The sequence below is a fragment of the Eubacterium sp. genome, assembly GCF_057858645.1.
In genome coordinates, this window is the sequence record NZ_DBLZZO010000010.1 from 64,673 (window position 1) to 78,182 (window position 13,510).

11 protein-coding genes and 1 pseudogene are annotated in these 13,510 nt (G+C 34.3%); all 12 read right to left on the reverse strand.

Translation table 11 applies throughout. The features are described from left to right. Positions 1 to 12 precede the first annotated feature (12 nt). Positions 13 to 1,614, reverse strand: coding sequence for a phosphoenolpyruvate carboxykinase (ATP) (gene pckA, locus ACZM4J_RS04995; protein ID WP_302690437.1), 1,602 nt, complete (start codon positions 1,612 to 1,614; stop codon positions 13 to 15). 320 nt (positions 1,615 to 1,934) lie between these two features. Next, entirely contained in the window at positions 1,935 to 2,462 is a 528-nt protein-coding gene (locus tag ACZM4J_RS05000) for an ATP-binding protein (protein ID WP_412336001.1), read from the reverse strand. After that, positions 2,452 to 2,673, reverse strand: a complete 222-nt coding sequence (locus tag ACZM4J_RS05005) for an AlbA family DNA-binding domain-containing protein (RefSeq protein ID WP_489485712.1) — start codon at positions 2,671 to 2,673, stop codon at positions 2,452 to 2,454. The genes ACZM4J_RS05000 and ACZM4J_RS05005 overlap by 11 nt, the downstream gene beginning before the upstream one ends. Before the next feature lie 181 nt (positions 2,674 to 2,854). Then, entirely contained in the window at positions 2,855 to 4,468 is a 1,614-nt protein-coding gene (locus tag ACZM4J_RS05010) for an RNA polymerase sigma factor (RefSeq protein WP_428245099.1), read from the reverse strand. Between the two features lie 110 nt (positions 4,469 to 4,578). After that, on the reverse strand, positions 4,579 to 4,815 hold the full coding sequence (locus ACZM4J_RS05015; RefSeq protein WP_428245098.1) for a DUF4143 domain-containing protein: 237 nt from the start codon (positions 4,813 to 4,815) through the stop codon (positions 4,579 to 4,581). A 314-nt stretch (positions 4,816 to 5,129) separates the two neighbouring features. Beyond that, complete coding sequence (locus tag ACZM4J_RS05020) at positions 5,130 to 6,767, reverse strand: RNA polymerase sigma factor (RefSeq protein ID WP_412335994.1); 1,638 nt, start codon at positions 6,765 to 6,767, stop codon at positions 5,130 to 5,132. Between the two features lie 537 nt (positions 6,768 to 7,304). Beyond that, complete coding sequence (locus ACZM4J_RS05025; RefSeq protein ID WP_412335993.1) at positions 7,305 to 8,360, reverse strand: ORF6N domain-containing protein; 1,056 nt, start codon at positions 8,358 to 8,360, stop codon at positions 7,305 to 7,307. A gap of 478 nt (positions 8,361 to 8,838) precedes the next feature. Further along, positions 8,839 to 9,186 (reverse strand): helix-turn-helix domain-containing protein, encoded by a 348-nt coding sequence (locus ACZM4J_RS05030; protein ID WP_412335992.1) that lies wholly within the window; start codon positions 9,184 to 9,186, stop codon positions 8,839 to 8,841. Positions 9,187 to 9,411: 225 nt separating this feature from the next. Further along, positions 9,412 to 11,112 (reverse strand): annotated as a pseudogene (gene argS, locus ACZM4J_RS05035) (arginine--tRNA ligase). Between the two features lie 541 nt (positions 11,113 to 11,653). After that, positions 11,654 to 12,265: a plasmid recombination protein gene (locus tag ACZM4J_RS05040; protein WP_428245096.1), complete on the reverse strand. Its 612-nt coding sequence runs from the start codon at positions 12,263 to 12,265 to the stop codon at positions 11,654 to 11,656. A gap of 196 nt (positions 12,266 to 12,461) precedes the next feature. Then, positions 12,462 to 13,259 (reverse strand): YhfC family intramembrane metalloprotease, encoded by a 798-nt coding sequence (locus ACZM4J_RS05045; RefSeq protein WP_227909633.1) that lies wholly within the window; start codon positions 13,257 to 13,259, stop codon positions 12,462 to 12,464. Positions 13,260 to 13,278: 19 nt separating this feature from the next. Next, on the reverse strand, positions 13,279 to 13,510 hold a 232-nt coding region (locus tag ACZM4J_RS05050; RefSeq protein WP_489485710.1), incomplete at its 5' end, for a hypothetical protein.

A 13,510-nucleotide genomic window follows, 5' to 3' on the forward strand; every position in this document is an offset into this window, starting at 1 on the left:
AAAGCTTCGCGATTATTTTTGTGGTCCTGCTGAAACAAGTGCTTTTCCTGCTTCGTTTCCTTCGTATTTTGCGAAGTTCTTGATGAATCTGTCTGCAAGATCTAATGCCTTTGTTTCCCATTCTGAAGCATCAGCGTAAGTATCTCTTGGATCAAGAATTCCTGCATCTACTCCTGGAAGTTCTGTTGGAACTTCAAAGTTGAAGTATGGAATTGTCTTTGTAGGAGCTTCGTTGATTGCTCCGCTTAAGATAGCATCGATGATACCACGTGTATCCTTAATTGAGATACGCTTTCCTGTACCATTCCATCCTGTGTTTACAAGATATGCCTTAGCACCGTTCTTTTCCATCTTCTTAACTAATTCTTCAGCGTATTTTGTTGGATGAAGCTCTAAGAAAGCCTGTCCGAAACATGCTGAGAATGTTGGAGTTGGTTCTGTAATTCCACGTTCTGTACCAGCTAATTTTGCTGTAAATCCTGATAAGAAGTAATACTGTGTCTGACCTTCTGTTAAGATTGATACTGGTGGTAATACTCCAAATGCATCTGCTGATAAGAAGATTACGTTCTTAGCTGCTGGCGCTGATGAAATAGGACGTACAATATTTTTAATATGATTGATTGGGTAAGAAACACGAGTGTTTTCTGTTACGCTCTTATCAGCGAAATCAATCTTTCCATTTTCATCTAATGTTACGTTTTCAAGAAGTGCATCACGCTTAATAGCATTGTAGATATCTGGTTCTGATTCCTTATCTAAGTCAATAACCTTAGCGTAGCATCCACCTTCAAAGTTGAATACTCCGTTGTCATCCCAACCATGTTCGTCATCACCGATTAAGAGACGCTTAGGATCTGTTGAAAGTGTTGTCTTTCCTGTTCCTGATAAACCGAAGAAAATTGCTGTGTTTTCTCCATTTAAATCTGTATTTGCTGAACAGTGCATTGAAGCAATACCCTTAAGTGGTAAGTAGTAGTTCATCATTGAGAACATACCCTTCTTCATTTCTCCGCCGTACCATGTGTTAATGATAACCTGTTCACGGCTTGTGATATTGAATGCAACTGCTGTTTCTGAGTTTAATCCAAGTTCTTTGTAGTTTTCTACTTTTGCCTTTGAAGCATTGTATACTACGAAGTCTGGTTCGAAGTTCTTGAGTTCTTCTTCTGTTGGCTTAATGAACATATTTGTTACGAAATGTGCCTGCCAAGCTACTTCTACGATAAAACGAATAGCCATACGTGTGTCTGCATTTGCTCCACAGAAAGCATCTACTACATAAAGTTTCTTGTTTGAAAGTTCTTTCTTAGCGATGTCCTTTAATGTAGCCCATACATCTTCTGATAATGGATGGTTATCGTTTGCGTATTCATCTGATGTCCACCAAACAGTGTCCTTTGAATTTTCATCCATAACGATATATTTGTCTTTAGGTGAACGTCCTGTGTATACACCAGTCTTAACGTTTACTGCACCTAATTCACTTTCCTGACCTTTGTCAAAACCTTCAAGTTCTGGCTTTGTTTCTTCTGCAAATAACTCTTCGTATGATGGATTGTAAACAATTTCAGTTGTTCCATAAATTCCATATTTTGTTAAATCGATTGCCATTTTAATAATACTCCTTTTCTATCTTGTTTTTCGAAAAGTCACCAAGGAATTTAATTAATTATGGTGCCTTTCTTACCTAAAGCAAAAAAATCTTGCTTTACGCATATATTATACATTATTAATTGACAAATTCAATGCTTAATCAACAAATTTGTGCATTTCGTTAAAAAATTAACCATAAATTATTTTTATGATTGACATGTCTTTTAACCAATAAGAAATCATTCCTTTTGAACTATTGCAAAATTTACAACAATTTCCCAATGTTCTAACTCTCCATTTCGTAATTTTTATAATTGGGGTGGTTTGTATATTCTTTATCATCTTTGATACTTTGTTCCTCTTCCATTACCTGTTTTCTCAATATAGTCCTGCTCGACAAGGTGGTTTAAAATTGATATAACTTTTGATTTTTTCAACCCTGTTTCCTTTACAATTGCAGAACTGGACATAGACTTTGTGTCAAGTAAGTTAAATATAACCGATTCATCGCCTTCTAATGTATTTTTTTCAATGATTGGAAGGCATATTTTAATCATGTTTTCAGTTATTACATATTGCGGCTTTATAGCATTATCTTTATAATATTGATTTATTCTTTTTATTCCGGTTCCGAAACGTTCTATCATATGCAATCTTAAAAACACATTGCATAAAATATAGTTTCTAGGTATGGATATTCCTCCGTTCAAATATTCTTCCTTAGAAATACCCTTTGGTAATCCACCGGGAGAGGTGATTTCTATCCTATTATCATACATGGCCACGTTGATGTTTGATTTCACATCCCATGTTCTATGTGCTAATGCATTTGCTATAGCTTCCCTGAATGCTTCCTTAGGAATCAATTCTTTTATACGCTTTTGATTTGTAAAAATATGGTTTGTTACTACCCTCTTCAACAGTAAGGACTATTACTGATGTATTTTCATTTATATTTAATCTATAATCCGGTACAGGTGAAATACTATCATTTATCCTATTTTCTATATCTGTGCATTCCTGAACGGGATTTTTAACTCCAACTTCAATTCCATCATCATCTACTCCAAAACGTATCTTTTTGCGTTCACTTTACGTTTGATTATTAAACATACTTTTTAGTTTTTGTTTGATTTTACGTTTGATTTTCAGACATATTTTTAAGTTTTCGTTTGATTTTACGTTTATTTTTCAAACGTATTCTTAATTTTTGTTTAATTTACGTCTAATTTCCAAACGTATTTGCTATTTTTTAACACTATTTCAGAATCACAATCTGCCCTACTGCTTTCTTATATTTATCTTCTACAATCTTAAGCCTTCCACTTTCAATTAAATACTCCATTGAAAATACACACAAAAAAGCATCTGATGAAAACAAATGTTGATTTATGTATTCTCTTTGAAGCTTTACATTCTTTGGCATGTTATCTGGTTCTAATAAAGCCTGATACTCTCTAATCAGAGCAAGATTTTCTTCAATCACTTCATTTTTTATATTGTAAGCCATTTTCTCAAGCTTTTCTCTTATTTCTCCTTGTTTTATTGCTACAACACCTAATTCATACCCTCCATCTTTCTTTGTAATATAGCCTTTTTCCAAAAGAAATGTATATTCATCGACGCTAAGAATATCTCCATTAATAAATCTACCAATCAACTTAAGATCCCTTTGTATATTAGGGCCACCATAGTATTCTGTCACTCGTTTATCCGACCATTTGCTATCCACCAGCCACAACTTTAACAGTTCGTCTTCATTCCAACATGGTCCACAAAATTTCTCCGTGATATTTAATATTTCTTTTTCACTCTCTGAATCAACACTGGCAGTAATAATATTGCAACCACCATCCGGTCTAATGGTTGCTGCCTGCTCAAATGTAATTGTTTTTTTAATACTATCTACATTAGCTGTTGCAATCAGATATATTAATAATCCCCACATTCTAAAGTTATCATCCTTAGGTCCTAAAATATCCGGACTATTTAAGTAGTTGTTATTTACAATTTCGTCAAATAATTTTGCAGAAAGCTCTTCTGCTATTTTTCTATAGCATTTCTTAATAATGTTGACTTCATTTTCCCCATTTGTTTCTTCTATAATTATATTGCAAATGTATTTGTTTTTGTCTCTTATAACAAGTTGATGTTCCTCAAGAAATTCGATTTCACTTTCTATATAAACCGGAGAAACATTCATAATATCAGCAATTTCTTCAATTGTTCTTGCTGAATCTTTTATCGTATACAGAATATTTTGAGACAATGCACTTCTTACATACTTTATTGGATTTCCCATTGTTCCCGTATACCCATCATATCTAACCTTTGCAAACTTTATTGGATTAAATTTTAAATCATTTATATTTCTCATCTTTGCCATACCTCGTTTCAATTCGTTCTTTGCCACACTTAGGTGCCACTTTACTGTTCCCACTGGAAGATTTAAAATAGAAGCTATTTCTTTTTGCTTTTTTTCTTCGTAATAATACATAATGAGAATTTGTCGCTGAATCTTAGACAGATAAGCAATTTCTTTTCTAATTCTGTGATAGTTTTCCTTTTCTATCATGCTATCAATTATATCCTTGCCACCATCACTTATTTTAACTTCATTATCATCTATTGAAACATTCATCTTAAAGCGACCATTTCCCCTATAGAAATTAACCAAAGTATTTCTAGCTACGGTCCACACAAATCCATCTACATTAATCACATCTTTAATGCACAGCGACTTATACAATTTAAAAGCTATCTCCTGCGATATGTCTTGTACGTCAGCCTCGTTTGACACTCTTTTCTTTACAAAACTGTATATTCGATTTATGTAATTATTAACGATTTCTCCTGCTTCTTTTTGCTCCATTTTCTCCTCCATTATGTGCTTTATTGAACATGTTCATTAATATAGACACAGATAAGTAAAAAAGGTTGGAACTTTCTCCAACCTTTTTTAGCTTCAATCTTTTTTATTTATCAAATTAGAAAGGGCATCAGATAAAATGGCTTAAACAGTAAATTTTCTTCCTTTCCAACATCTTTCTGAGACAATAAATATATTTTATTTACATTCTTTGAAAATTTTTCAGAGAACTGCTTTATGGACCGATGTTGCCCTGCACCAGAAGATTTAATCTCAAAAGCATTTATTTTACTTCCTTCAGAAATCAGGAAATCCACTTCATAATAATGTGTGCTTCCATTTTTTCCCATATATGATAATACAATTCTCTTCCAGATGCAGTAATCATTTGAGCAATAAGATTTTCATAAAGGAACCCTAAATATAAACATATCATATCATAAACGTGCATTTCTTCAAGGTCTTAAATTTAATTTTTCTACATTTCTTCAAAGCTTGATTTACCCAATTCCTACATTTCTTCAAAGTTTTTGTGTACAAATTGTTTAAATGTAACTCTTTTTGATTTTAAGCTACAACTTTACATTCTTTAAGGAAATAAAGTTGTAGCTAATTACGAGCATATCTAATATTAAATATTATATCCTTTGACATTATTTCTATTTTACTTTACCTCAAGGTAAAGTCCTGCAGCACTATGCTCATAATCTTTTGGAATTTCCAAATCATTAGAGTCATATATTCCATAATAAAATAGCGAAGAAATAGGTTGGAAGAACATTTTCATATCCCAATAAATAAAGTTACTCATCAGTTCTTTTCGCACATATGGCAATAATATTTTTTCTACTTTACCAGCTATACAATCAGAATATTCATATGCGATATTCCTAACTGCTTCTTTTATTAGTGTTGCTATTTTTTCAAATACGTCTCTTTTAAAAATTGGTAATAATACTTTATATCCATTGTCTTTCTTTTCAACCAAGCCGTTTTTAATAAAACAGGCAACCATTTCTTCTTCATATGTATTCAGTTTTTTACTACTGTTTTCAGCTAGTTCCATTAATAGTGTAATATTATCACCATTTACCCACAGGTCACGTCCCTTTGCAAATTCTTCTCCTTCACTTGGAAAAGGGGCACACTGATAATCGTTTACGAATTCAATTTTTCCATAACGTGTGGACATAAATTTTTGAGTTAAACATGACCATTCAGCTGTTTTCGTTTCATCTTGAATAGGATAATCGATATTTTCATCAGCATTGCTGTATTGCATTGTAATCCTATAATCTCTTTCCCCCTCATCTTTATACTTGCCTTTGTACTTTTCTAAATATTTTTCATTAGCAAGATATCCTATCTGATAGCCTGCAATAACATAAAAAATCCACTTTAAATATTTGTAGTTAAAATCATTTCCATAAAAATCGAATTTTAATATTTCATCTTTTGTGTTCTCCAGAGCCTGATTTACTTTGTCGAAATAACCGTTTTCACGAAATTCATAGTTTGCAACTGACTGTGCCTGCATATATGCCTGCTTTGGGAACACACCAAAATTTGAAATATACTTTTTCTTATTATATGGCACAACTAATTTCACTTTTAAAAGTTGTTCCATAATTGGTTCAACATAAATTGGTGCTACTCCCATTTCATCAGAAATTTCATTAATATTCTTCGGTTCTTTTCCACACAAAACACATATCTGTTGTGCTATTTTTTGATTATCAAGTACGCCTGCTGCCTCTCTACAACTATATCCCCAAAACCAATCTATCTCTGCCGGAGCATAAGATAATGTACCAATGTTTCTCATTTTATCAAACCTCTCTTTCACTTTTTTCTTTGCATCAAACAATCTTCTTTTTACAGTTCCTTCCGGAATTTTTAATTCCTGTGAAATTTGTTTTATTGATTGTTCCTTCAAATAAAATCTAATTATTATTTCACGATAGTCTGATGCTAATCTTGAGAGTGAATAATTAAGATACGAAATCTTTTCATCATTAATAATCTGTTCTATCGGCTGACAAATTTCTGCAGCAACACCTCCAGCCACTTCTATTGGCAATGTTTGAGTTTTCTTGTACTCCATATAGTTTGCATATTTATTATGTGCCATTCTCCAATACCATCCATAAAAATTTGTAAACTTTTTTCCTTTCGAAACAGCCTTTAATGCTTCCAATAAAATATCATGAGCTAAATCTTTTGCCGTATCGCTATTAGCCACTCGCTTTATGCAGAACAAATATGTGTTCTCGATAAGTTCATTATTAATGTATTCACTCATTTTTTCTTCCTCCTGTAAATCGATTTACACTATATTAGTCTCTAAAAAAGCCAAAAGGTTCGCTAATTTTTATAACTTACAAATCTACCAAATTTCTTTTCCGTCTCCCAAAAGAATTGATTTTATAATTCTTGTATTTCGTTATATAGCACTGACATTGCATCTTCTTTGGGGAACATTTTATATCGTTATTATATAGAAATGTTCCCCAATAATTAATATTTCGTATGCAACAAACACCTACAATGAGTCCAACTTAAATTGTAAACATATACGTTCACAATTTTCTCTCTTGAAATTTTCATATAATAAGAGTCTCTAAGTTATTTAAACTCAAAGGCTCTCTTTTTTATATAACTTTATGCAAGTTCAGTTTTCTTCACCGCAATAATCACTTTCACTTCTTCTATGTCCTTACCTGTAGCTGATGCTATCTGCTCTGCTGCGAGCCTACATATTAAGAATAATCTGAATTGCTGTTGATACACGAATATATATGTAGCATTTTGTTTTCTTCTTCAATGCATTCGCTCCCCTCTACTGTGGTAAAATCAAAGTTGGATTTTTCAACAGCGTTGCAATAACCGGGGTATATTTAGACACTCCATAGTCTTCAACAATACTGGTTATTCTAGCCCCTGCATCCTTTGATGAAGCCCCACATAAGAAAACCCTTTCAGCAGCAGTTCCATAATCCAACACTATAAATCGATCATGAAATATACCGCCTGTCTTTTTCATTGATATTTTTACGGATGGATATTCTTTGCAAAAATCCGTAAATTCTATATTATGAAGTTTATTGTTCCCAACATTATCGCTGAATAAAGTAATATTTACTCCTGTAGGAGAATTTTTAAGATGTACCAGCGTTCTTAATCCAATATAATTGTCAACGACATATATTGACGACTTTGCCTGCTTATAAATAGACTCATATACCTCATCTGCACTACTAAATTTTGCATTAAACATGAGCCACTTTTCATCATCATCTGAAACAAAGCTGTTCATCATATCCGCCAACTCAGATTTTGTCACAACATCCTTCAAGCCTTCTGCAACATCTGAAATCTGCTTTTCAAGAGATATCATATCTGAGTTGATTTTGTTAATTTCTATTCTGTTGTTAGCAGCTTCCATGCTTAACTGAAGTATTTCCCGCTGACCTATTAAATCACGATTTTCTAATATGTAATCTTTCATTCTCTTAAAAGTCTTCACAAGTGCACGGCTTTGTTTAATTGCGAGCTCGCCACGCAAAACTGTCATAAGCATATATACTCCCTGTTCTGTAAACACATAAGGTTTGTATTTTATATTTGAACCTCTTCCCATATTCAAGGTGAAATTTTTGCACCTTGAAAGATTTTCCACTTCTTCATCATTCAATTCAAACATAAAATCATCGCCTTCAAATTTGGCAATGTTATTCTTAACCTGCCTTTTAAAATTTTTGGTTTCATACCCATAAATCTCTGCCAAGTCTGAATCAAGCATAACTTTTTTCCCTCTGAATTCATAAAGCCGCTCCTTCATGTATTCTTCTGTAATTTCAATTACTGCAATTTCTTTCTTTTTATCTTCTGCCATATATTTCCTTCCTTGTTTTGCGGTCACAAACTGTGACCACAATTCTCATATGAACATAGTGCCGACATCAGCAATATGTCCGATTTATCATTATTATTCTATTACCTCAGCTAACCATTTTCCTTTCCATATTAGACTTTCTCCTCCCACATTGGACCATTTTATTTTTCGGAGCTTCCAATGAATAACCATCTATCTGCATGACTGTAGAAACACGAGTATAAATATAAACCTTTGTTTTTTACTATTCACAATTTTTCTCCTTGACATTTTCACAAATAAATAGTACCTTTTGAAGTAAGAAATGGGTTTTGTACCGTACGTGCTGACTTGTCAGTAGCTAAGCGGGTTGCTCGTTTCTTTTTTTGTTTTTATAACATCGTACAAATATTCTTACCATTGACATCATGTCTTACTATCAGAAAAAGCATGAAAAATATCATCTTTTCCATTTAAATCTTTAATTACATTTATGTTCTTATTTTTCTCCATTCATTTCCTCTAATCTCTTCATGTATTTTAATAAACGCATCTGCTGACTTTTAGATAACTTATGGTAATCTTCCAAAATCTTATGATCCTCAACATTCTTATAATCAATATCCTCTGATAAATTTTCTTTAAATGACTCTGAACCTATAAGCAATTCTTCCACAGAAACCCCCAAAGCCTCACTAATAACCAATAACTTATCAGAAGCCGGATTCGACTTCTTGGTATTCCAATCGCTAATTGTACTGATTGTTATTCCGGTTCTCCTTGAGAGTTCTCTTTGGCTCATTTTCTGTTCCTTCATTATTTCAAAAATTCTTTCACTTATTATCATATTCGCCTCCATTTTATGCACGCTTTTACGTTCATGTTAATACTAGTTAACATAATAGTCAATATCAATATACTTCTTTTTTGTAATAGCTCTACAGATATATACTTTTATACATTTTTCTAAAAGTAACAAATCCCGACTGCCAGTGATATAAAATGCGAAATTGACAACATGATTATTTGGCGTGAGAATCTACAACTATTCTGCATCGTGTTGCAAGTTTTTCTACATTTCTTCCGGACATTCCATTCCAAGAAGACCACAAGCCTCGTTAACAATTTTCTGAACTAAATTAACAAGATTTAGCCTTGCCATTTTTACCATCTCATTTTCTTCTCGAAGTATGGTACATTCTTGGTAAAACTTATTAAATGAAGAAGCAACTGAAATGATATATCATGCTACAATTGAAGGTTCGTAACGATTTGCTGCATTTTTAACTGCTTCCTCATATCCAGATAGAATCTTAATCAGTTCAAATGTCACATCATCAGTAAGTGCATCATAACATATGTTTTTATTTTCAATTTCTACATTACTCTTACGTAATATGCTCTTAGCACGTGCATAAGTATATTGAACATAAGGACCTGTAGTTCCCTCAAAGCTTAATACGTCATCCCATGAAAAATCTACATCCTTAATACGCTGATTAAACAAGTCATGGAATATTACAGCGCCGATTCCAACCTTTTTAGCAACCATTTCTTTGTTAACCAGCTTTGGATTTTTTTCTTCAATGGATTCCGCCGCACGCTTAACTGCTTCATCTAATATATCTTCTGCATATATTATATTTCCGTTTCGTGTAGATAACTTTGCTCCTTCCAAACTTACGAGACCATATGGAACGTGTACTAAATTCGTATACCACTTGTATCCCATTAACTCAATTGCTTTAAATACCTGTTTAAAATGAAGACTCTGCTCAAGCCCTGTCACATATAAACATTTATCAAAATCGTACTTTTCTTTACGATACAAAACTGCACATATATCACGGGAATGGTAAATTGAACCACCATCCTTTTTTGTAATCATACATGGAGGCATGTTATACTTTGATAAATCAATCACATTAGCTCCCTGACTCTCTATTAATAATTTTTTCTCTTTCAGATAGTCAACTAATTCAGGAACCATATTGCGATAATAGCTTTCACCAAGATAAGAATCAAAGGAAATCCCCAACATTTTATATACTCTTTCAAACTCTACCATACTGATTTCTTTGAACCATTCCCATATTGCCAACGCTTCCTGATTCCCCTGCTCCATCTTTACGAACCACTCTCGTGCCTCATCCATTAGCTCCGGATTTTTCTCTGCTTCACTGTTAAATTTAACATAAATATCAAGTAACTCATCAATTCCTCTTTTCTCAACTACTTCTTTACTACTCCATTTTTTATAGGCAACAATAAGTTTTCCAAACTGTGTCCCCCAATCTCCTAAATGATTAATCCTTATCACTTTATACCCTAATTTATCATAAATTTTATACAATGAGTTCCCTATAACTGTTGTGCGTAAATGTCCTACGTGGAAATTCTTAGCGATATTAGGAGAAGAATAATCAATACAGATTGTCTTATCTAAGCCAACCTTTTCTACTCCCAAATTATCTTTTTCCAAAGTGTTCAGTATCATTTCCACATACTTTTCACGGTTTACAAATAAATTACAGTATCCGTTCACCGCCTCTACCAAAGACAGTCCCAACTCTTCTTTAGCATCTTCCAAATTTTCTTTCACTTCATTAGCTATTAATGATGGATTCTTGTGCATTAACTTGGCTAATGAAAAACACGGAATTGCGTAATCACCCATTTTGTTATCAGGTGGCGTCTCTATTAAATCTAATATCGACTTCCAATCCTCTGTATTAACCACTCCTGCTACAACTTTACTAATTTTTTCTTTCATTTTTCTTTTCTCCCTTCTTGTTTTATAAATGAAAAAAAGAACCGCACCCGATTATCACATCTGATAAATCAAATACGGTTCTGCATATGATACTAATTAACATCACCGCATAACAACAAGACATAAGTTCTTGCAGTTATGCGATTTACAATAACTACAAGAACTTATGTCTTCTCTGTCTGCGTCTTAAACTGTTAATTAATAAATGTTTCATTGTTTTTAAATCCTCTCTCAAGATATTTGTATAATATATAGCAAATTCTAAACGCTGTCAATAAATTTTTCGCCATCATACTAAATTATCAAAACATTTCGGCCAAGCCATGCCACTGTCTCCACATGGCTCGATTGTTCAAGAGAAAACATACCCACCCCCTATTGTAAAAGGGAATGGTGGAACGCACCTTTTCCCTTAAAATCTAGTGGTTCGAGCCTGTGTGAACCTTGAATTATCCTATAATTTGTATAGGCAAACAGGGTAAAGCTCTGTTCCTTAAACTTCATTTTTCATGTCACCCCTACAAACTGGAATTTGTAAATATTATTTTACATTTTTATATGAAATCACAATATGACTTGGTGCAAATAATACTGATGCAATAATCAATAGCACTGACCTACTCATAATCCCACTAAATAAGAACAACATTGAAGGAATAATAGAAAGTGCTAATGCTTCGTCAGACCACCTCCCGAACCAAGTTCCCGAAATATTGATTATCATGAATCCGAAACAACCCAATCTCCCTACTTGTTCTGTGACCTCAACATATTTATTGTTCCACTTATTATCAAATCCATCTTTGCACTTAATCGCAATCTCGTTAAAGAGCGTTGCGTCTTTTCTCAACCCACGAAGCGACACCATACCGTCAGCTTCCATCTGCTTTAATTGCTCCATATAGGTCGGAGCAAAAGGCTTTTTGAAATGCACATTATAGGGTATGCGTTCCTCAATCATATTTATATTTTCATAGGTTTCATTCTTGCGTTCGTTGTGCCTTTCCGCCTTGCTCACATCAGAAACGGTGTACTTTTTACCCTTGCACAACTCATATCCGCCTTGTTGCTTTTCGCCATTTCGTTCTCCTTTCTCGGCAGAGCAAGCAATCCTCCTTTCCTGCCGGAAATAAAAACCACAGGAAAGATACATTAAGCCTTGTTTGTGTCATTTCTCAGGGCGAAAATCAGGGGAAATTTCCTTTCTAAGCCTTTCAAAAAATCGCAAGGTATTTGTACTAACCTGTGGTTGTGTATGAAATTGTGGGTTTGGGATAACAAAAAACACCGTATTTCTACGGTGCGTTCTGTAAGATATATTCTGTTTTATGATAGCAGAAAACTGGAATTCACAGTTCTTCCATCCTTCCCATCTTCAGCGCCATAACAAGAGTTCCGGCTGCCATCACAAAGACACCAATTTCAATCACATAGATGGGAAGAAGCGCCGGACCTGCCACGGCAAAGAAGTCCACGATAAAATGAATCCCATATGCAAGAACCGCTGTAAAAGCCGCTGTCCTGTATTTGCCTGCCTTTACCGCCCGGTAGATCAGCAGTGACAACCCGATATGCAGAATGATAGCACTGATTCTTTCGATTCCGCTTACAAAAAAGAGTGGTGCCGGTGTTGTCCATAGGGCCGACAGCTGTGACACGGTCTGATTTGCAGACTCAGCAGGAAGTGCCGCCAGCGTATTCTGCATGGCTCCGCTGTTGATCATCAGCATGGACACAAGATTGCTGATTCCGGAGAGTCCTCCGAGCAGAATAGCCTCCACACCGCCATGCCCGATTCCATACATCAGTGCATTTGGAAAATCCAGCCATTTCTTCATCCAGAACTTCATGGCAATCAGTCTTCCGGTCTCTTCAAAAACAGCTGCAGCCAAAGCCGCGTACACATAGTAAAGCCATGGCCTGCTCTGTGCGTTCAGTCCGCAGAACCGAATGACAAGAACATGCAACAGCTGCTCCAACAGCATGGCAAACAGCAGATAGGTTCCTGCTCCGATAAAGAACGAGGAAATCCTTGCCTTAAGCTTCACCCTTCCTGCAATGAACAAAGCAATCGGTACCCCCATCGAGAGGACAACGGAGCAGATAACTCCCGCTATCGCCAGACCTGATATTGTGTTCAATTCCATCTTTATACCTCCCTGATTCTCAAAAAATTCCTTTATTGTATTTGAACTGTCCATACAATATAAAGCCTAATCCGACAATAACTGCTGGAAGAATGATATAATCTATAATTATTTCACTCCAAAACGAAACAATAAAACCTAATATAAGAGATATTCCTATAATCAGCGTTCCTGTGCCGACTGTTTTTCCATACTTTGGTATATCTTCTTCCTTTACTTTTCGCCTGTTATAAGAGTGAATTGTGCTGATA

Coding starts and splice junctions, on each gene's coding strand:
- pckA (WP_302690437.1), bottom strand. CDS start 1,614: ATGGCAATCGATTTAACAAAATATGGAATTTATGGAACAACTGAAATT.
- ACZM4J_RS05010 (WP_428245099.1), bottom strand. CDS start 4,468: ATGGAGCAAAAAGAAGCAGGAGAAATCGTTAATAATTACATAAATCGA.
- ACZM4J_RS05015 (WP_428245098.1), bottom strand. CDS start 4,815: ATGGGAAAAAATGGAAGCACACATTATTATGAAGTGGATTTCCTGATT.
- ACZM4J_RS05020 (WP_412335994.1), bottom strand. CDS start 6,767: ATGAGTGAATACATTAATAATGAACTTATCGAGAACACATATTTGTTC.
- ACZM4J_RS05025 (WP_412335993.1), bottom strand. CDS start 8,360: ATGGCAGAAGATAAAAAGAAAGAAATTGCAGTAATTGAAATTACAGAA.
- ACZM4J_RS05030 (WP_412335992.1), bottom strand. CDS start 9,186: ATGATAATAAGTGAAAGAATTTTTGAAATAATGAAGGAACAGAAAATG.
- ACZM4J_RS05040 (WP_428245096.1), bottom strand. CDS start 12,265: ATGTATCTTTCCTGTGGTTTTTATTTCCGGCAGGAAAGGAGGATTGCT.
- ACZM4J_RS05045 (WP_227909633.1), bottom strand. CDS start 13,259: ATGGAATTGAACACAATATCAGGTCTGGCGATAGCGGGAGTTATCTGC.